At 35.8% G+C, this 19,051-nt stretch carries 22 protein-coding genes and 1 other RNA gene; 10 read left to right on the top strand and 13 right to left on the bottom strand.

Features of this window, described 5'->3' with window-relative positions:
• Positions 1–71: 71 nt before the first annotated feature.
• From ABMA78_RS14660 to ABMA78_RS14645, 4 genes are all read right to left on the bottom strand, one after another.
• Complete coding sequence (locus tag ABMA78_RS14660; protein ID WP_392861128.1) at positions 72–1,796, bottom strand: ABC transporter substrate-binding protein; 1,725 nt, start codon at positions 1,794–1,796, stop codon at positions 72–74.
• Complete coding sequence (locus ABMA78_RS14655) at positions 1,774–2,331, bottom strand: regulatory protein RecX (protein ID WP_392861126.1); 558 nt, start codon at positions 2,329–2,331, stop codon at positions 1,774–1,776. Before ABMA78_RS14655 ends, ABMA78_RS14660 begins: the two co-directional genes overlap by 23 nt.
• Before the next feature lie 83 nt (positions 2,332–2,414).
• Entirely contained in the window at positions 2,415–3,533 is a 1,119-nt protein-coding gene (gene recA, locus ABMA78_RS14650) for a recombinase RecA (RefSeq protein ID WP_392861125.1), read from the bottom strand.
• A gap of 175 nt (positions 3,534–3,708) precedes the next feature.
• Entirely contained in the window at positions 3,709–4,227 is a 519-nt protein-coding gene (locus ABMA78_RS14645) for a phosphatidylglycerophosphatase A (RefSeq protein ID WP_392861124.1), read from the bottom strand.
• A 43-nt stretch (positions 4,228–4,270) separates the two neighbouring features.
• Between ABMA78_RS14645 and ABMA78_RS14640 the strand changes: the two genes are divergently transcribed.
• On the top strand, positions 4,271–5,500 hold the full coding sequence (locus ABMA78_RS14640) for a TIGR04552 family protein (RefSeq protein ID WP_392861123.1): 1,230 nt from the start codon (positions 4,271–4,273) through the stop codon (positions 5,498–5,500).
• On the opposite strand, the gene ABMA78_RS14635 is transcribed toward ABMA78_RS14640, so the two are convergent.
• The 6 genes from ABMA78_RS14635 to ABMA78_RS14610 are packed head-to-tail and all read right to left on the bottom strand — an operon-like array spanning position 5,486 to position 10,157.
• Positions 5,486–6,367: an alpha/beta fold hydrolase gene (locus ABMA78_RS14635; RefSeq protein ID WP_392861122.1), complete on the bottom strand. Its 882-nt coding sequence runs from the start codon at positions 6,365–6,367 to the stop codon at positions 5,486–5,488. The genes ABMA78_RS14640 and ABMA78_RS14635 overlap by 15 nt on opposite strands.
• Entirely contained in the window at positions 6,348–6,785 is a 438-nt protein-coding gene (locus ABMA78_RS14630; RefSeq protein ID WP_392861120.1) for a hypothetical protein, read from the bottom strand. Before ABMA78_RS14630 ends, ABMA78_RS14635 begins: the two co-directional genes overlap by 20 nt.
• Before the next feature lie 37 nt (positions 6,786–6,822).
• Positions 6,823–8,901: an ATP-dependent DNA helicase RecG gene (locus ABMA78_RS14625; RefSeq protein ID WP_392861118.1), complete on the bottom strand. Its 2,079-nt coding sequence runs from the start codon at positions 8,899–8,901 to the stop codon at positions 6,823–6,825.
• Positions 8,888–9,358, bottom strand: a complete 471-nt coding sequence (greA, locus tag ABMA78_RS14620; protein ID WP_392861117.1) for a transcription elongation factor GreA — start codon at positions 9,356–9,358, stop codon at positions 8,888–8,890. The genes ABMA78_RS14625 and greA overlap by 14 nt, the downstream gene beginning before the upstream one ends.
• Positions 9,359–9,369: 11 nt before the next feature.
• A complete protein-coding gene (locus tag ABMA78_RS14615; RefSeq protein ID WP_392861115.1) occupies positions 9,370–9,666 on the bottom strand; it encodes a hypothetical protein in 297 nt (98 codons plus the stop codon).
• Positions 9,666–10,157, bottom strand: coding sequence for a hypothetical protein (locus tag ABMA78_RS14610; protein WP_392861114.1), 492 nt, complete (start codon positions 10,155–10,157; stop codon positions 9,666–9,668). The genes ABMA78_RS14615 and ABMA78_RS14610 overlap by 1 nt, the downstream gene beginning before the upstream one ends.
• Before the next feature lie 90 nt (positions 10,158–10,247).
• On the opposite strand from ABMA78_RS14610, the gene ABMA78_RS14605 reads away from it, so the two are divergent.
• Complete coding sequence (locus ABMA78_RS14605) at positions 10,248–11,963, top strand: ABC1 kinase family protein (RefSeq protein WP_392861112.1); 1,716 nt, start codon at positions 10,248–10,250, stop codon at positions 11,961–11,963.
• Here ABMA78_RS14605 and ABMA78_RS14600 read toward each other — a convergent pair.
• The gene (locus tag ABMA78_RS14600) at positions 11,960–12,961 is read right to left on the bottom strand and encodes a GNAT family N-acetyltransferase (RefSeq protein WP_392861111.1); all 1,002 of its coding nucleotides are present in this window, start codon (positions 12,959–12,961) and stop codon (positions 11,960–11,962) included. The two genes, ABMA78_RS14605 and ABMA78_RS14600, sit on opposite strands and share 4 nt — an antisense overlap.
• Positions 12,962–13,204: 243 nt before the next feature.
• Here ABMA78_RS14600 and ABMA78_RS14595 point away from each other — a divergent pair, with 243 nt between their 5' ends.
• From ABMA78_RS14595 to ABMA78_RS14585, 3 genes are all read left to right on the top strand, one after another.
• Positions 13,205–14,053 carry a flagellin gene (locus ABMA78_RS14595; protein ID WP_021267425.1) on the top strand — a complete coding sequence of 283 codons (849 nt, stop codon included), beginning with the start codon at positions 13,205–13,207 and terminating at the stop codon, positions 14,051–14,053.
• Between the two features lie 258 nt (positions 14,054–14,311).
• Positions 14,312–15,145 (top strand): flagellin, encoded by an 834-nt coding sequence (locus ABMA78_RS14590; RefSeq protein ID WP_021267659.1) that lies wholly within the window; start codon positions 14,312–14,314, stop codon positions 15,143–15,145.
• A 92-nt stretch (positions 15,146–15,237) separates the two neighbouring features.
• Positions 15,238–16,218 (top strand): SDR family oxidoreductase, encoded by a 981-nt coding sequence (locus ABMA78_RS14585; protein ID WP_392861109.1) that lies wholly within the window; start codon positions 15,238–15,240, stop codon positions 16,216–16,218.
• 5 nt (positions 16,219–16,223) lie between these two features.
• On the opposite strand, the gene ABMA78_RS14580 is transcribed toward ABMA78_RS14585, so the two are convergent.
• Together ABMA78_RS14580 and ssrS are read right to left on the bottom strand one after the other, a co-directional pair.
• Positions 16,224–16,754, bottom strand: coding sequence for a hypothetical protein (locus ABMA78_RS14580; RefSeq protein ID WP_021267415.1), 531 nt, complete (start codon positions 16,752–16,754; stop codon positions 16,224–16,226).
• Positions 16,755–16,824: 70 nt separating this feature from the next.
• A non-coding RNA gene (gene ssrS / locus ABMA78_RS14575) (6S RNA) lies at positions 16,825–16,997 on the bottom strand.
• Positions 16,998–17,231: 234 nt separating this feature from the next.
• Between ssrS and ABMA78_RS14570 the strand changes: the two genes are divergently transcribed.
• The 5 genes from ABMA78_RS14570 to ABMA78_RS14550 all read left to right on the top strand — a co-directional run bounded on the left by ABMA78_RS14570 (position 17,232) and on the right by ABMA78_RS14550 (position 19,051).
• Positions 17,232–17,420: a Flp family type IVb pilin gene (locus tag ABMA78_RS14570; RefSeq protein WP_021267549.1), complete on the top strand. Its 189-nt coding sequence runs from the start codon at positions 17,232–17,234 to the stop codon at positions 17,418–17,420.
• Positions 17,421–17,527: 107 nt separating this feature from the next.
• Positions 17,528–17,740, top strand: coding sequence for a hypothetical protein (locus tag ABMA78_RS14565; protein ID WP_021267615.1), 213 nt, complete (start codon positions 17,528–17,530; stop codon positions 17,738–17,740).
• Positions 17,741–17,746: 6 nt separating this feature from the next.
• Positions 17,747–18,253, top strand: coding sequence for a prepilin peptidase (locus ABMA78_RS14560; RefSeq protein WP_392861107.1), 507 nt, complete (start codon positions 17,747–17,749; stop codon positions 18,251–18,253).
• Positions 18,223–18,537 (top strand): hypothetical protein, encoded by a 315-nt coding sequence (locus ABMA78_RS14555; RefSeq protein ID WP_392861105.1) that lies wholly within the window; start codon positions 18,223–18,225, stop codon positions 18,535–18,537. Before ABMA78_RS14560 ends, ABMA78_RS14555 begins: the two co-directional genes overlap by 31 nt.
• Positions 18,524–19,051, top strand: coding sequence for a hypothetical protein (locus ABMA78_RS14550; RefSeq protein WP_392861104.1), 528 nt, complete (start codon positions 18,524–18,526; stop codon positions 19,049–19,051). The genes ABMA78_RS14555 and ABMA78_RS14550 overlap by 14 nt, the downstream gene beginning before the upstream one ends.

Genomic DNA, 19,051 nt, shown 5'->3' with positions numbered 1-19,051 from the left:
AAAAAAATGATAGGGGCAGTATTGTCGAAATTCGGGGGAAATATATTCCCCCGAAATATGGTGCTTATTTACTATTTTAATCTTAAGTATTTAACTTTATTAACAACAAGGTCGTTATATCTGAAGTTTTTTAGTCGGTTATGATAAACGATATAGTCACGTGAATAGTAAAGAAGTACCCATGGAAGGTCTTCTAAAACAATATCTTCAACTTGAGACATCAGAAGATATTTTTCATCACTATCATTCATTACTTTAATACTTTCAAATTTCTTATCAAAATCAGCATTTGAGTAGTTTGAAACATTAGGGCCAGGAGCTTGGTTCTTAGTTGTTAATAACTGAAGAACGTTTTCACTATCTGGATAATCAAGAGTCCAACCATCTAACCAAATTTGAAGTTTTCCTTCTTTTGATTTCTTTAAGAATGCAGGGAATGTATTAAGTTGAATTTTCATTTTAATACCAATTGCTTCAAGATCTTGCTTAAGAAGTTCTGCACGTTGTCTTTGTGTCGTCGATGATGCTCTCGTATCATAGACAAGAGTTGGAAGCCCTTTTCCATCTGGGTATCCGGCCTTTCTTAGATACTCTTTTGCCTTTTCAATATTATATGAATACGGAAGCTTTCTTGATGGGTCATAACCCGGGATTCCTGGAGGATAGATTGAGTTTGCCTTTAACCCAATATTATTTGTAAATGTCTTAATATACTTTTCAACATTTACAGCGTGTGCAATTGCTAATCTTAAATTCTTATTTGTTCCTACAATTGGGTCTTTCATATTGAATGAGAACCACCAATAAGTGAAACTTGAAAAGATATCAAGAGTGATCTTCTTGTCGCGAAATTCCTCTGTAAGCTCTCCGCTAGGTGAAACAAGTGAATGATAGTTATCTTTTGGAACTCTAAGGAAGTCGAGTTTACCAGACATAAATTGCAGCCATCTTGTTTGAGCTTCTTTAATAATATGAAATTCAATCTTATCGATAAAAGGAACGCGTTTACCAGCATCCGTTAAAAGGTTCTTACTATGGGCAAAGCGATCACCTTTTCCTGGGTAGAAAGACTTGTGATAGTTATTAAATCGGCTCATGAAAAGTTTTGAACCACGAAACCACTTATCTAATTTATATGGCCCTGTCCCTATTAACTCATCAAGAAAAGTTTCTTTCTTCATAACTTCAGCTGGCATTGGTGAAGTAAAGCTCATTGCAAGAGCATTTAGCATTTGAGGGTAGGGAGCAATAAGTCTAATCTGAAGTGTTCTCTTATCAAGAGCTTTAAGTCCATCAACATTAGTTGATAAAAGCTTCTCAAAATCACTTCCAACTTCTTTTCTAAACTTATTTAAACCAACAACTCTTCCATCAAATAGCCACCAACCATTACTACGATACGGTGTAAAAGCTAGACGTTTGATTTGGTTAATAAAATCTTGGGCCTCTACATAACGTGGTTGTCCGTTGAAAGCTGGGTGATCGTGGTATTGAACTCCCTCTTTAACTTTAATTGTATATGTAAGTCCATCATCTGAAACTTGTGGCATTTCTTCTGCTAAAAGAGGAACAAGTTTTAATGGTTTTCTTAGATAGTGATATTCAAATAATTGTTCATACCCTTGATAAATTACAGACATCGATACCGAGTCATATGCATTTACTGGGTCAATTGTAGAAATCGATTCTGTTAAAGGAAATCGAAGTGTATTCTTATCATCTCTATCAACTCTACACGATACTAGAGGTAGTAATAAGATAAAAAGAATGAAATTAAAAAGGGTAGTTTTGTGCATTACTTTCCTCATCATTTTGGACATTTTTTAGTTCAGTATTAATTTTGTCGTATGAATGTCCTTTTGACAAAAGAAAGCGTATCAACTTTTGCTTAAAATTAAAATCCTCGAGGGCCGAAACACCCTTAGAGCGCAATTTCTTGTTAATTAACTCGCGTAATTGACCATTTTCAGTATATCTATACTCATCAAACAGCTCGTCGATAAGCTCTGTGCTTGGTTCAACTCTTTCTGCACGTAATTTATTCAGAATATTTCTCTTACTTAAACCCTTGTACATGAAGGTTTTAATTCGAGTACGAATATATTGTTCTTCTTGTAGATACTTGGCCTCTTCTAAGAAGTCGAGTAGTTGATCAATGAATGGAGTGTATTTTTTTTCGTAGAGTTTTTGAGATAGTTTATATCTTGAGTAATCTCTCTTTGAAAGAAGCCAGATGCAGTATTGATAAGCTCGTTTGAATGAACGTATGTCCTCTGATTTTGTTTCAGATTCTCCAAGCGGAAGTTTATCGATAGTTTCTTTGAGGGTCATTTTGAGAGATTCATTTTAAAGGGCGCCCCTTAATATTAATATCTATCATTCGATAGGATAGAAACCTAAGGGGCTATATTTGTTTATTGAACTACTTTTTTAGACTTAGACTTGCTCTTAGTCTTCTTTTCTTCAACTACTGGCTCATCTTCGATAATTTCACCAGTTGCTTGATCTACAACAGTGTTATCTTCAATTAGTCCGTGTAGGGCAAGAATTCTATTTTTAATCTCTAGAGCAACTTCTGGGTTATCTGCTAGATATTGTTTTGAGTTCTCACGTCCTTGACCGATCTTAGCTTCATTATATGAGAACCATGCACCAGCTTTTCCAACGATATTATTTGCTACAGCAAGATCTAATAGGTCACCTGTCTGTGAAATACCTTGTCCGTACATAATATCGAACTCAACAACTTTGAATGGAGGAGCTACTTTGTTTTTAACAACTTTTACTTTCGTTCTGTTACCAATTACTTCGTCACCGTTCTTAATAGCACCAGTTCTTCTGATATCAAGTCTTACTGAAGAGTAGAACTTAAGAGCGTTACCACCAGTCGTTGTTTCAGGGTTACCGAACATAACACCGATTTTCATACGAAGTTGGTTAATGAAAATTACAGTTGTATTTGAACGGTTAATAGAACCAGTTAGCTTTCTAAGTGCTTGTGACATTAGTCTTGCTTGAAGACCCATGTGTGAATCACCCATGTCACCTTCAAGTTCAGCTCTTGGAGTAAGTGCTGCAACAGAGTCAACAATTAGAAGATCAACTGCACCAGAGCGTACAAGCATATCTGTAATTTCTAGAGCTTGCTCACCACTGTCTGGTTGAGAAATAAGAGTATTTGGAATATCAACACCAAGCTTTTGCGCATATACAGTATCAAGAGCGTGCTCAGCATCAATAAATGCTACTGTACCACCTTGTTTCTGCGCTTCTGCAGCAATGTGAAGAGTTAGTGTTGTCTTACCTGATGATTCTGGACCATAGATTTCGATAATACGACCTTTAGGAACACCACCTACACCAAGTGCTAAATCTAGACCTAAACAGCTTGTTGGAATCGCTGGAATTTTTTCTGGACCATTTTCAGTGTCCAGCTTCATAATTGCACCTTTACCAAATTGTTTTTCAATTGTTGAAAGTGCTAGGTCTAATGCTTTTTGCTTGTTGTTCTTTTCAGTTGATGTTGTGGCCATAAGCTCTCCGTTTTTCTATTTACTTTGTTCTACCAAATTTATCTGTTATCAGCTAATGCAAAAAGGAGGATTTTTAACTTCTGTGTAAGTACAGTTAATTAAAAGATCTAACTAGATGACTTTCTAATTTTTTACTTTTTGCTTATAAATATTTTTAGCGTAAGTTTTGCGTAAGTCAAGAGATAAATTCTAACAATTTAAAAGTAAGGATGTAGCAGATACCGGCCATAAGACCCGCTGCAATATCGTCAAACGTAGTTCCTAGTGCGTCTTTACGGTTGTCGAAGTATTTCACTGGTCCTATTTTCCAAATGTCGAAGAGGCGAAAGAGGGCAAAAATCGCTACGTAACTTACGTAACTGTGATCAAGTATGAAGAATGACGCAATCCAAATCCCAATAACTTCATCAATAACAATCCATGATGGGTCGACACAATCGTATTCTTTTTCAATAACACCAGTTATGAAAACTGCACCAATTGTTAGGATTAGAAGAAAGGGGATGAAGAAGAAAAAAGGTGCGTTCAGCTTACCAACAAAATAGAGAAGGATAATTGTTACTAAACTTCCAACTGTTCCTGGTGCTTTTGGCGCAAGTCCTGCACCAAAAAATGTAAGAAAAAGAATTCTTAAGTCAGTTAGTGACTTTAATGTCAGTTTTTTTGTATTTTTTAGCTGATTTTCTGTCTTCATGGGCTTATGGTAGCATTACTCAACGATAGAACAAAGTAACTTTATGAATCGACCTGATTATTTAAAAAATTATATTTTCGACTGGGATGTATTTGATGTTGTTGTAGGTGGTAAATCTGCACTCGACTCAAACTTCTTTGTTGCCAAGCTGGATGACATCACAGAAGTAAATAAATTCTTAAAAGGTTATGGCCTAGATACAGAAGATCCTGTTTCAAGAGCAGAGTTATTTGGTAACTTTCAAGAAGCTGTCCAATTCATTAAACGTTATTTCTTAAAAGATGGAACTCCAGATGGACTTGATCTAGAGATTCCTAACTCTCTTTATACTGTTACAGACATTAGTGGTTTATTTCTTATGGCCACTGGGAATTCAGATCATACAGTTGAGGAACAACTTTGGGCGGAAATTGTTTTAAAAGTAATGCACACTATCTTGCATGCTGATAAAGATCTTCGTTCCAATTACTTTAATCAAATTCAAACTCAAATCTTTGATAAATTCTATCGCTATCTTCACCGTGATCAAGAGAATAATCTTTTCTTGAAATCGGGAGATATTTCAATTCCTCTCGTTGATTTTGAAACGAAATCAAAGAAGTCCCGTGATAGTGTTATTATTAAGTTACTTCATAAGGCCGAAAACGTTGCTGAAGAACTTTTTGATAGAGTAGGTGTTCGTTTAGTTACAAAAAATAAGTTAGATATTTTAAAAGTTCTTCAATTTTTAATTCGTAATTATGTTGTAACTCCTCATAATATTAAGCCTTCAAGATCTTTGAATACAATTTTTGATATCAATCATTTTAGAACAAAGTATTCAAGCCTGGTTAAAATGGCGTTAAGGAATAATCTTTCTGAGGAGAGATTTGTTTCAGCAGTGAATCGAGAAATTGATGAATGTAGCTTTGATAATTTAAAGAATGAAAATAATTTACATTCTTCTGCAAAGTACCGTTCAGTTCAATTTACTTGTCGTCAGCTAATTAAGTATAAGAACCCTTTCTTAGCAGAGTTCTTCAAATTAAGAAAACTTGCTAAAGAAGAGGATTCAGCAGTTGCTAAGGAATTACTTGGTTTAGACTTTTCTTCACTAGCAAGAGATATCAGATTCTTTTACCCTTTTGAAGTTCAAGTTGTTGATGAAACTTCTTATCGAATTAATTCAGAAGGTGAAGCATCACATAGTGAATATAAGAAAGCGCAACGCATCTATGCAATGAATCGTGTTTTCAAAAAGCTATTAATCCATAAAGGTTTAGTTCAAGAATAAATCAATTCTTTCATTGATAAAATCTGGGAAATCAACTTGCGGAACATGGCTTCCGTTTTTAATGATATAGAGCTCTGAATTCTTTAAACTGTCATGAAGGATTTGTTGTAAGTAATTTGGAATGACTTTATCTTTGTCACCACCAATGATTAGTGTCGGAGTTTTAATTTCCTCAAGCTCCTTAATGATTCTTTGATCTCTCATTTGATCGAGTAGCTGAAAAAAGATATCTGGAGATAGTTCTCCAAGCTTCTTCATATAGTACTCTACAAATTCAATATTTGTTTTCTTAATGTTGAAGCCGCCATTCCAAACCAGTGCACTGGCAAGAGGATTACGGTAAACGTTTTTCCAGATGAATTGAAATTGAGACTTCCACTTGCTTTTTAACTCTTTGATATAAGGCTCTGTCATATCAATAATATTTGAATCAAACATAACATCTTGTGGAGGAAAGATTGTTCCTGAAATCAAAACAATTTTTTGTACCTCTTCTGGAAATTTATGAGCATAATCAAGTGTGACATTTACTCCCATCGAGTGTCCGATATGTATTGATGTTTTGATATTAAGAGATCTGATTAACGAATTGAGATCACTAACAATATTCTTAAATGTGATAGACTCAACACCTTGAGTGGTTTCTGATTGATAGTGTCCGCGGTAATCATGTAGTAGGATTTTATATCCAAGTTTTTCATAGTGATCAATCTGATAGACAAAATGCCTTATATTACAAACTAGTCCGTAATTGAATACTATGACACGATTATGTTCTTGCTCTAAATTTTCAATATTCGTCCAATATTGAATTTTAGTTGTTTCATCCACTTGATGATACTTTGCTTTATTTCTCCAAGAAGTCATCGTCGTATTTTCCAGTTAGAGTAATATAATGTTCTTCGAGAGATTGAATAAACTCGTACTTTGCAGGATCTTCTACTTTTAATTTTTCAAGGTATTTGTAATAGTCTTGAAAGTCACTTTCTTCACTTTTAAGAAATTCAAGTATTTGTATCTGTACTCCTTGGCACTCAAGGATATCACCCTTTTCTAATCTAACGATACCTTCAACCGCCTTAGAGTTTACTTTATAAGAGTTATTCGTTTCAAAGACTAAGTAATGACTGATAGACTTCAGAACTCCAATTTCTTTATCAATGCTTTTATCTTCAATGATCAAGTTATTGTGAATAGAACTTCCAATATAAACCCTAGGAAGATCAAAGCGATATTCTCCTAGAGATAAAAGGTCATTTGTTTTTAATACTTTTAAGTGAATCATAGTTCTATTTTATACTCGATCTGAGTTTTTTGCTAAGTTAAATCGTAGTGAAAACTTTTTCATCATGGTTCATAAAATTGATGATGGAATCAAAGTCATTAGGGTACTTCTTAATATCCTCAATTGCTTCGTATAGGATGTCTTGATTGAGGACGATATTGGCCAATCTTTTCTGAGTGACGACTCCTGATTGCTCTTGACCAAAGAGATCTCCCTCTCCTCGAATCTTTAAATCTTCTTCAGCAATTTTAAATCCATCGGTGTATTTTTCGATAACTTGTAGCCTTTGCATGCTGTCAGGTGTGATTTCTCTGTCTGTGACAAGAAAGCAGAAGCCTGGCTTATTTCCTCGTCCAACACGTCCTCTCATCTGATGAAGACTACTAAGTCCAAATCTTTCAGGGCTTAGGATGGCCATAATAGTTGAGTTAATAATATTAATACCAACTTCAATAACTGAGGTCGCAATTAGAATATCTGTCTTATGTTCCTTAAACTCTGTAATTGCTGCTTGCTTTTCATCTGGTGACATTCTTCCATGTAGATAGGCAATCCTAAACTCAGGGAAGTATTTTTTGTAAAGCTCATAAGTATGTTCAAGGTTTCTGATATCATCATTTTCAGACTCTTCAATTGCCGGGACGACAACGTAGGCTTGCTCTTTCATCTCAAGTCTTGTTTTCACAAAGCTTAAGTAGTTATTTAAATTTGTATTTGTTACAATACGAGTTTTCTGACCTTTTCTTCCTCCTGGCATTGTTTTAATGATGGAGATATCAAGGTCGCCATATTTGGTTAGGCTAAGAGAGCGTGGAATAGGTGTTGCAGACATAATTAAGCAATGAGGATTTTCACCTTTCTTCATTAGTTTTATTCTTTGCTCGACACCAAATTTATGTTGCTCGTCGATAATAGCTAGTTCAAGATTCTTGAATTTTACACTGTCTTGAAAAAGAGAGTGAGTTCCTATTACGATATTACAATTACCATTTTCTAAAGATTCATTTATTTTTTTCTTTTCACTGCCCTTAGTACTCCCAACAAGAAGTTCAACATTAAATTCACTGCCAAGAATTTCTTCTATTTCTCGGTAGTGTTGAAGTGCTAAAGTTTCAGTAGGGCACATAAGAGCGACTTGCCCACCTGTCTTTAGGATTAAGTAAGCAGAGGCAACGGCAACAGTCGTTTTCCCACAACCTACGTCTCCTTGAATTAGTCGCATTGAAGGTGTTGTCCCTTCAAAGTCTGAGACAATATCGTTGAGGGCCTTGTCTTGATCAGTAGTAAGCTCGTAAGGATAAAGAGACTTTGCCTTTTGTACTTGCTCTGTACTTATTTCGAGGCTATTGCGTGATAGTTCAGTTCTCTTATTTTTTCGTAGTTTTATCTTGAGTTGATCATAGATGAATTCTTCATAAATAATTCTACGTCTCGCTTGATCAAATTTCTCCTGGCTCCATTCGTTAGAAGGAACTCTGCCGTGGAGATATTTAAAGGCCATACTACGAGATAGAAGGCCTTTGTCTTCAAGTATATTACTAGGGATAATTTCTGGAATCTTATCCCAGAATCCATTTGGTAATTTATCAAAGACTTTTTGAATATGATGTGACTTCACACTATCGATTGTCGGGTAGGTGATACGCAGTCCACTTTCAGATTCAGATTTACCAACTTCAAAAACTTCAGGGTTAACAATTTGCATTGATTCATTAAATACTGAGACAACACCTAGGAATTCGAGGTGCTTAAGCTGTTCAAGTTTCTTCTGAATTGACTGGTAAGCGTTAAACCATTTTAAAGTTATATAATTGTCACTTAAGTCATCTTTTACGGTAACAGCGATATTGAGTAATACAGCTCTACCTTTTCCTCTCGACTTAAAGTTTGGCTTTGCTTGCATCGAAACAATTGTTGCGCGACCACGAAAGAAGTCGCCAATATTTGCGTAATCAAATTTAGCAATTTCTGGCAATTTAACAATTCGCCTTGGCATAAGCCAAAGCAAATCGTTAATTGTATGTATATTTTTTTTATTAAGCGCTTCGAGTGTTTTGGTAGGCTTTGCGTAGAGATCAGAAATTTGAGTAGATAGAATATCCTTATTTAAACTCAATGCTCTCCACCTCATATTCAATATCACCTTTTGGTGCACGCACTAGAACTTCGTCGCCTTCTTCCTTACCAATAAGTGCTTTACCTAATGGACTATTATATGAAATAAGCCCTTTCTTCATATCTGACTCCGACTCACCAACAATCTTAACAGTTTGTGATTCATCAGTTTCCATATTTAAAATTGAGACAGTTGCTCCAAAAACAATCTTGTCTGATTTAATTGTACTAGGGTCGATAACTTCACAGCTCGCAAGAATTCCTTGAAGTTGTGAGATACGTCCTTCAACAACACCTTGTTTTTCTTTGGCCGCGTGATACTCAGCATTTTCTTTTAAATCACCCAGCTCTCTTGCTTCCGCAATTGTAACCTTAAGCTCTTCTCTTTCTACTTTGATTAAGTGATCAAGCTCAGTTTGAATTGTATCGTAACCTTGTTTTGTTATTGGATTTGCCATTAATAATTCCTTTATTTAAATAATGCGTTTGCAGCGGCAAGAAGGTCACCCTTACTATCTCCGCCATCACCACCGCCCTTGAGGACGAAGTAATCACAAAAATTAGCTTTTTCTTTCTCAACAATGCGATCAGCACTTGATTCGCGACACTCGTTATATGCCGTAATGTCGTAGAACTTACACATTTTACAACAATGAACACTAGCGTAGCAATATGGACACTCTTCTTTTAATGAGATTTTCTGTCCCGGTTGAAGATCTAGTGGTTTATGACACGCGTGGCAAGTGATTTCTTTATTGTCCATCATTAGAAGCTCCAGCTTTTTTCAATATAAACTTCAGGCGTATTAATTTGATCGTCTGACTTTAGAAAAATCTTAGGTTCTTGTCTCTTATTGTACTCATCAATACTCTTATAAAGTAACTCTTCATTACTTGTTTGAATTGTTTTCGTTAATAAGTAGTTGAGAATAAGAACAACCGTTCCTGATGCAATAAGGCTTCTTCTGGTATTTGAGCTAGGGTTTGTTAGGAAGGCCGATAAAATAAGGCCCGAACCAACAGTTCCCATTATTGCAGGACGCCAAATATCTTCTTGTAGTGATTGATAATCATTTAAATAACTTAGGGCCACTTTATCTTTTTCAAGATGGTAGCGTAGGCCTTCTCCCTTTAATGAGGAGCTTGGATCAATAAGAATCTCTTGTTGGTTAATTACTGCAACGCGCGAGCAAGTCTCATCATTTGCATGAGTCACTAGAGAAAATAAAAGCGATGTAATAATAAAAAATTCTTTCACTCCTTATTTTTACCATTTTTCTGGCAATAGGGCTATGCACCTTTTGATTCTATCGTGATAAAATAATAGATATTTTCTAAAGGATATTATGTGGGCCTAATAACGACGAGTTTTAAAATAACGAAAACAATTAGAAATATTTCTCGTTTAAGAGAGATTGCTACTGTTTTTGCTAAAAATGGCCTCGATGAGTTTGTTTCTCAGAATGTTATTAATATAATTCCAAACTTTGTTTTCCCAAGAAAAAGTGAAGAGTCACAAAAGGTTTCTGTTCATGACAATTCATGGGGAGATGTGATGGGATATCGCCTAAGACTTTGTTTTGAAGAGCTTGGGCCTGCCTTTGTTAAATTTGGCCAGCTACTTAGTACGAGAGAAGATATCTTTGATGAAGACTTCATCAAGCATATGAAAAAACTTAGAGATGAAGTGAAGCCGATTCCTTTCTCAGGTATCAAAAAGAATGTTGAAGCATCACTAGGGAAAAAGATTGAAGAAGTCTTTAAAAGTATTGAGGAGCAGCCGATTGGTACCGCTTCAATTGGATTGGTCTATCGAGCTGAATTACTAACTGGTGAAAAAGTTGTCTTAAAAGTTAAAAGACCTGGGATTGATCGAATCATTCAAACTGATCTTTCAATTCTTATCTTCTTGGCAACTCAAACAGAGAAGGCGGCAGATGATTTTAAGTTCTTGGGCTTCTCTAAAGTTCTAGAAGATTTTTCTTTCTCACTTCAAAGTGAATTAAACTTCAATGTTGAAGCTCTTAATTGTGAGAAACTGAAGAAAATAATTGCAAAGTACGACTCATCAGAAATTTTTCATTTACCTAAAATTTATAAAGACTTTACTTGCCACGACCTCTTGGTCATGGAACTAATTGAGGGGATACCTTTTAGTGATAGCGCTAGGATTAGTGAGCATATCGCTGATTTAGATTCTAAGCTCGATGAATGCGTGAAAATCTTTATGCGATGTTTTCTAAATGAAGGTTTCTTTCACGCAGACCTTCACGGTGGAAACTTCTTTTATCTTCCAAATGGAAAAATAGCTCTGATTGATTTTGGCCTTGTTGGAAATCTTTCTAAGAATGCTCGCCAAAACTTTATCGCGATTATCTATGCCATCTTAACTCAAAATTTTGAAAACTTAGTTTATGAGTTTTTAGATGTTGCAGTTTATGAAACTGTACCAGATGTAGATAAGCTTATTGTTGATATAAAGAATGCAATTGGTCCACAGATTGGACTAACTGTTCAACAAACTAACTTTTCTCTAATTATAAGTTCTATTATTACAACTCTTAGAGAACATCATATTTTCTTACCAAGTGAATGGTTCGTTGTCTTTAGAGCATTGATAACTCTTGATGGAGTGGGGCAGTCTCTTGATCTTGACTTTGATATCTTCAACCTTTTAGAAGGAGATATCAATGACATTATCAAAGATAGCTTCTCAACTGATAGCTTTATTGAAGATGGAATGTGGATTGCAAAAGATGTTTTAAGTGCGTCTCGAATTGTTCCAAGACATCTTAAGTGGTTTTTGAAAGAGTTTGCAAAGAATAATTATGCAGTAAAAATTAGGCATAAAGGAATCTGGAAGCCAATTGCTTCACTTGCAAGTAGTGTAAGATTATTATCTTTTTATATTCTTGGCGGAGTGTTGTTTTTTGCTGGGAAGTCATTTGTCTCCGAGCAGGATCTCTATCAAGGTGCGCTTCTCGATTATCCAACCATAACTTTAATCTTGTGGTTATTATCTTTAGGAGCTATCGGTTATGGAACACTTAAGCATCGTAATTAAATACTATCAGCACCAGTAATATAGATTTGAGGTATTAGGCTTTGCAGTTCAATTGCTTGTTCTGGGCCAAAAAGAAGAGGGAGAAGTTCTTCTCTTTTAAATAAATATGACTCGTTGTTTATCGTTAGTGTTATCTTATTTGAATCTGCTAGAAATTCTGAAATCGAAACCTGACCATTTGTAATGGCACTTAAGAATTTTGAAAAGTCCGAAGTATTTATAACTTTTCCCCATGCTAGATGAATATAGAATGAATCATCGTCTAAAGGGGTTGGGTTAAGTAACTGTAGACCTTTGAATTTAGAAAGCTCTTCTTTATTATTAGCAAAAGAACACTCGTGAATAATTCCTTTTAAATCTTGCCCCTTCTCAAAGAAGAGATAGTCATCATATTCATTCATATATATTTTCATCGAAGAGATTTTTTGAATATCATTCCATTCTGTTAAAGATCTTTTAATAGAAATAGTCTCTTTATAAGACTCGTTGTATTTCTTGGCCAATTTGTCTTTTGGAATCTCTTGGATAGATATGTCCTGGTAGCCTCTACGCTTAATTTCTTCTTCAGTTGAAGGAATGTCACCAATTACGGCCGTTAAACCGAATTGAGAGTAGCCAAGCTTTTTGTAGACACTCATATTATCACTCCAAAGAATAGCGAGTGAGTAGTTATCTTTATAGATACTCTTTATATGATTATAGAGTTCTTTAAAGTGTCCTTTTCCTTGAAACTCTTCTTTAGTGACAATACCTCCAAGAAGTAATGTTTTTAATTCTTGGCCTTTATAATGTAGTGTGACTGGCCTTACTCCTATATGGGCGATTAAATTCTCATTCTCATCAAGAAGAAGATGACAGTTATTATGATTGCTCTCTTTCATTAATTGGAAGAAATCAGTGTTAAAGCTATTGCCATCTTTATAATGAAAAGCTTTTTCAATTTCTTTATTGAGTATGTCTTTTAAGTGAGAATATTGATCTAAAGTTGTAAGTATCATGTCCATATATTTTACAGTTTTTTCTAATTAAAATCTTGAACAAATTAATCCAGATTTCAAAAGCCCCATAAACACTGGGTTAACTTCTTAACTAGGCAAAAAGTTTCGTATAAGAAATATACAATTTTTTTCTAAAGAGTTAAGAATTTGGAGCGATAAGGTGGTGTAACAATTGTACAGCTGTATGGATTTCAGCTGACTGACAGGAAGGAATCTTGTCGGTACCCAGTCAAGGAGGATAGAATGGGACTACGAATTAACACGAACGTTGCATCTCTAAACGCACAGAGAAACCTACGTGGAACACGTCTTGGTATGCAACAATCCCTAGAAAAATTATCATCAGGTCAGAGAATTAACAGAGCGGGTGACGATGCCGCAGGTCTAGCAATCTCTGAAAACCTAAAGGCTCAAATTAGAGGTCTTGGACAAGCTGAAAGAAACGCAGAAGACGGTATTTCACTAGTTCAGATTGCTGAAGGTGCTTTAGGTGAAGTTTCAAATATTTTAATTAGACTTAGAGAACTATCAGTACAAGCAGCTTCGGATACTATTGGAGCAACTGAAAGAAAGTTCCTAAACGTAGAATTCGAACAATTAACTTCTGAAGTTGATCGTATCGCTAACTCAACAGAATTCAACAGAGTACCACTACTAAATGGTACAGGTGCAGTATTTGATATTCAAATCGGTACGCGTAATGACCCTATATCAGATCGTTTAACGTTTGATGCATCATCAGCTGACGTAAACGTAGCAGCTCTTGGTCTTAACTTAGCATCAGTTGCTGATAAGATTTCTGCACAGAACTCTCTATCATCAATTGATCAGGCGATTATCTCTGTATCTGGTATTAGAGCGGACTTTGGTGCTCTTCAAAACAGACTTCAGTCAACGGTAAATAATATTGCAACGTCGATTGAAAACTTAAGTGCAGCAAACTCTCGTGTAAGAGACACTGACGTAGCAGCAGAAACTGCAAACTTAACAAAACAAAACATTCTAATGACTGCCGGTACTTCGGTTCTTGCTCAAGCGAACACTAGTACAAACAGTGCACTAAGCTTAATCCAGGCTGCTGCTCAAGGGTAATAATCCCTGACAGCGCCGGATGGCACTAGCATTGTTTAGAAAAGTTTAGAGTAAAGAACACGGAGTCAATAATATGCATACTACTGGATAAGTTATGTACGGCAATTGGAGACTGCAACCTTTGATTGCTTGGCAAAATATATAAAGAGGAATGATTGGTTTATCCGTAGAAGCATTATTTAATTATTAACGAATTTATTGAGCTGGAAGCTCAATTATCAAACAGGAGGTTTATATGATGATTGAAGGAGACTAATCATGGGTATCAGAATTAATACAAACGTGGCATCTATCGCAGCACAAAGAGCAATGTCACTTACAAATAAAAGAGTTGGGGACAACTTAAGAAAATTATCTTCAGGTGAACGTATTACAAGAGCTGGAGATGACGCCGCTGGACTGGCAATTAGTGAAAACTTAAAAGCACAGATCAGAGGTATGAGGCAAGCAAAGAGAAACGCAAACGATGCAATCTCACTTGTCCAAGTAGCAGAAGGTGGATTAAATGAAGTTTCAAATATCATCATTCGTCTTAGAGAGCTTGCAGTACAAACTGCCTCTGACACGATTGGGGATACTGAAAGGGCATTTTCAGACATCGAGTTCCAACAGCTTAAAGACGAGATCGATAGGATCGCAAAGTCTTCAAACTTTAACGGAACGCAACTGCTCGATGGGACAGGAGGCAGGCTGGAATTTCAAGTTGGTGTCAACAATGATCCAATGCTTGATCGACTCACGTACGATGCAGCAGGGTCTGACGCAACTATTACAGCGCTGGGACTTTCCTCAGAAAGTGTTGCTACTAAAGAAGGCTCGCAAGCAGTTCTTAAGAAACTTGACGATGCGTTGGTCGCAGTCAACGGTTATCGCGCTAATATGGGTGCGTTACAGAATAGACTTACATCAACAGTCAACAACTTGGGTGTTAGCGACGAGAACTTAAGTGCAGCTAAATCGCGAATCAGAGATGTTGATGTGGCAAAAGAAACTGCCGACATGACTAAGAACAACATCTTAATTCAGGCGGGAGCCTCTGTTCTTGGACAGGCAAACCAAGTGCCAAATGTGGCATTAAAACTAATCGGATAAACTAATCATATAGGCGACTATGGTCCTGAATAGGACATAGTTGCCTCCTCTTTTTTTTCTCAAAAATCAAATCTTACCTATATAATAGAAACATGACTGAACAAAGAACCAAGACAATTTTAATCTTTGGTATTTCTTCTTTTGTGGGTTCATCGCTTGCAAGCTTCTTAAAGAAAGACTACAAAATCGTTGGTACATACCATAAGAATCCTGTCTCTATTGATGGCATCACAACTGTTCCTTGTGATATTCATAGTAAACAAGAAGTTCAGTTAATCATGTACACTTTCAAGCCGGACATTACTATTTATGCAATAGGGCTTTCATCAATTGTTGATTGTGCCTTAAGTGAGAGAAGAGCTGACGCACTTAATACCAGTGGCCTTTTCACCGTTGCAGATATTTGTCAGCGCTATAAATCACAAATTATCTATCTCTCTTCGAATTTTGTTTTTTCTGGTGAGTCTTCTGAGAATTTTGAATTAGATATTCCGGATCCAACAACAACTTACGGAAAAACTCAGGCCGCAGCAGAGTTTTATATTCAAAAGTCTTCACTCAATTATTTAGTGTTTAGAGTTTGTAGACTTTATGGAAGCGGAGGTGTTCACGTTAGAAAAAACCTCTTTGAAAAAATTCAAGCAAAGCTGCATGCAAGAGAAGAAATAGAGTTAGATGATTATATTAAGACTGGCTTTCTTGATATTGATTATCTTGGAATGGTTATTAAAATCTGTGTTGAAAGAGGTCTTAAGAATCGCCTATTACAAATAAGCTCCAATGACTTTATGTCCACATATGCCTTTGGAAAACTTTACTGTCAAAAGTTTCAAGAACCAGGAAAACTAATTTCTTCTGGGAAGTGGCCTTATCCAATTATGAGTTCCGCAAAAGTTAGTGATAATAGCTCCGGAGTACTTAACTTTAATATGAATATCACTAATGCTGAAGGCTATCTCCATTTACGTCTTCCTTCAGTAGAAGAGTCGTTAGAGTATTCTGTTCAAAAGCTACGTGTAGGCCTTGATGCTAAAGAAGCACATGAGTCTAAAGATACTATTAACTATATCTAAGTTTTTTAGCGAGCTGAAAGCTTGATGAATTCGCTTAAGTAGTGTCTTACAAGAGCATCACAATCAACAACTTCATTCTCAAAGCGCCAAGTAATTTGATTAAATGGCCCAATATGTGCGCGAATTTCATGTAGGTGACCGCCACCGTGTACTTGTGATTCATTTGTTCTTGCACTGAAGACGTCTTTTCCATTGGCCAGGAAGCCAATTGAAATGAGATCATCCGACTTTCTTGCAAAAATAAGACGAAGTGAATTGCGATAGATCATAAAGTCATTAATCGTATTAGCGATTTTAAAAATCTTGATCGTATTATTGTCACCGCGGTATTCATTAAATTTATGGACATAAATCTCAAAAAGATCTCTGAGCTTATTCATGAAGTTAATTGAAGATTCCTCAAGTTGGAATGCCGGATTTAAATGGTCGTTAAAACTAACAACACCACTTTCGTCCATATTGATCTCTTCGAGAGCAAGGTTTTCGATCCATTTTGTTGATACTTCCGTGTTTCTTTCAAATTTTGTAATATCCATAACTTAAATTCTACTAGATATTGATGATTTGAAAAGATTTTTTTGGATTGCGCAATTGAAAGGGCAGTGTGAATGAGCTAGATGAGCGATGAAAGTTTCCGCCCGTCGTACGACAGGTGGATGTAGTGATAATCACTTTAGGCTTCCCACTGATTCATGGGCCTGCTCACCGTGACCAGTGACCACTTCCTTTCTAAGCTTTGTAGGGCGAAACAACTTTATTTGGTACCCATCTAGCTCACTCATAAATTATACCCGAAAACCGCAAACGGCAACAATAATAGGCATAATTAAAAGCACTTGACGGTAGTAATTACATGTATTTATGAACAAATAGCGGTTTTTTTTGTGCTAGTTTCGCAAAGTGTTAAAATATTATTAAGAAAAGTTAAAGCTTTACTCAGATATTGCCGAAACTTTCAAGTAGTTATTTAAGTTTCAACCCCACTGATTGGGGGTGATTGAAAGGAGTATGAAATGAAAACCTTACTAGCGTTTCTAAAAGACGAAGAAGGTCAAACATCAACAGAGTATATTCTACTTGTTGCTGTTGCAGCGATGCTTGTTATGAAGTTTAAGGAAAAGGCGTCTGAAGGTATTACGACTCTGACAGATGGTGTTTTTGGGAACACAGACAACCTACTTCGTGAACTACAAGGGAACTAATTCTTCCGCTCTTTAGTCTGATGCGACTATTTAGCACTCTATTCTAGAGAGCGGAGGAAAAACTTTCTCACCAAAACCTTTTGCATACTTAATGTAGAATATTAAGTATGTCACGTCAGTCTCAAAGCGGTCAGGCTTTAATAGAGTATATATTTATCCTAGCGTTCTTCGCTGGTATTTCCATTGCTATGGCAAGGGGAATAGGAGTCTATACAACAGGCTTTTTTAAAAGCTTTGCATTCCATTTATCGCAAGAACTTGCAACTGGCTCATGTCCGAGAGGATGTTGGCATTCACCTTATGTAAACCAAGATAGGTAGGTTTGAGTGCCAGTTAGTGTCTATATTTTTATCTTTATTCAATTATTGTATGTATCGTATATCGATATCCAATCACGTAAGATTGCGAATGTGTGGTCCATTGGAAATATTTTTTTATTTCTAGTTCTCGTATTCTTTTTCCCAAATAACTACATTATTGGAATTGAGACACTTCTTTATCCACTGGGAATATTTCTCGCGGGCTTTCTGTTATTCATCTTAAAGATAATGGGAGGCGGGGATTCGAAATATCTAGCAAGTTTATTTCTTTTAATTCCTGTTGCTCATCAGGATCAGGCCCTGATTTCACTTTCTGTTGTTACAGTCATTGTAGGACTTTCTGTATTCATTACAAATATTCTTAAGAATCTTGAGTTTATCATTCAGGCTTTTAAGGAAGGTAATGTTGTTCAGATTAAAAAGATTTTTGGGAAGAAATTTGCATTTGCCCCTGTTATACTTATTTCATGGATATTTCTAGGATGGAAAATAAAAAAGCATATATTCTTTTAGGCCAAGGAGGACAATCAACAGTTGAGTACATTCTACTCTTTGTTGTTGTTACATCTTTTGCGATGCTTGTTTTTAAAAGTGAAGGCTTTCAAAATATGGTTGGCGAGGGGATGTTTGGTACATTGGCCCGTTCGATGGAATACTCTGCTCGTTATGGTGATAAGGGCAGTGTCGATACATATGGAAAAACTTACGGTAATCCAGTTCATCCACTTTATTACAATAATGATGAAGGAAGATCTCACTTCTTCTCACCTGTAGGAGTTTATGATGAAGCTCCATAGGAAAATAAAAAATCAAAGAGGTCAGTCGACAATTGAATTCTTATCGACTTTTACCTTTGTTATTGCTTTCTTCTTTGTCTTTGCAAAGATTGCAATAAACTACACAAATACTTATCTATTACAATATGCAAATTTTATGGCCTCAAGAGCTTATCTCGTTGCTGATAATAAGATTCAAAATGATTCTCTTGCTCGCCAAAATGCAACAGCAGTTTTCAACTCTTATAATATGGTTAATTGCGGTACTGACTGCCAAATTAAATTTAATTCAAAATCAACGAATCAATGGTTTTTAAGTGGTACCTACTTAGATTATAAAACTAAGTTTTCAGTTATGAAGGTATTAACAGGAGATATTGATTTAGATTTTAGAATAGAGTCCTTTCTCGGAAAGGAGCCTACAATAAGGGAGTGCCTAGCTCAGGTTTGTCGTGCCTTTTCTGAAGTTGCGACCGATCTAGGAAATGGAAATTGTTCAAGTACGAACTCAACTATTTATGATAATGGATGTTAG

Source organism: Halobacteriovorax sp. RZ-2 (assembly GCF_043196685.1).
Classification (GTDB): domain Bacteria; phylum Bdellovibrionota; class Bacteriovoracia; order Bacteriovoracales; family Bacteriovoracaceae; genus Halobacteriovorax_A.
Note: the sequence above shows the minus strand (reverse complement) of the source record. Positions and strands in the feature narration are given on the sequence as shown.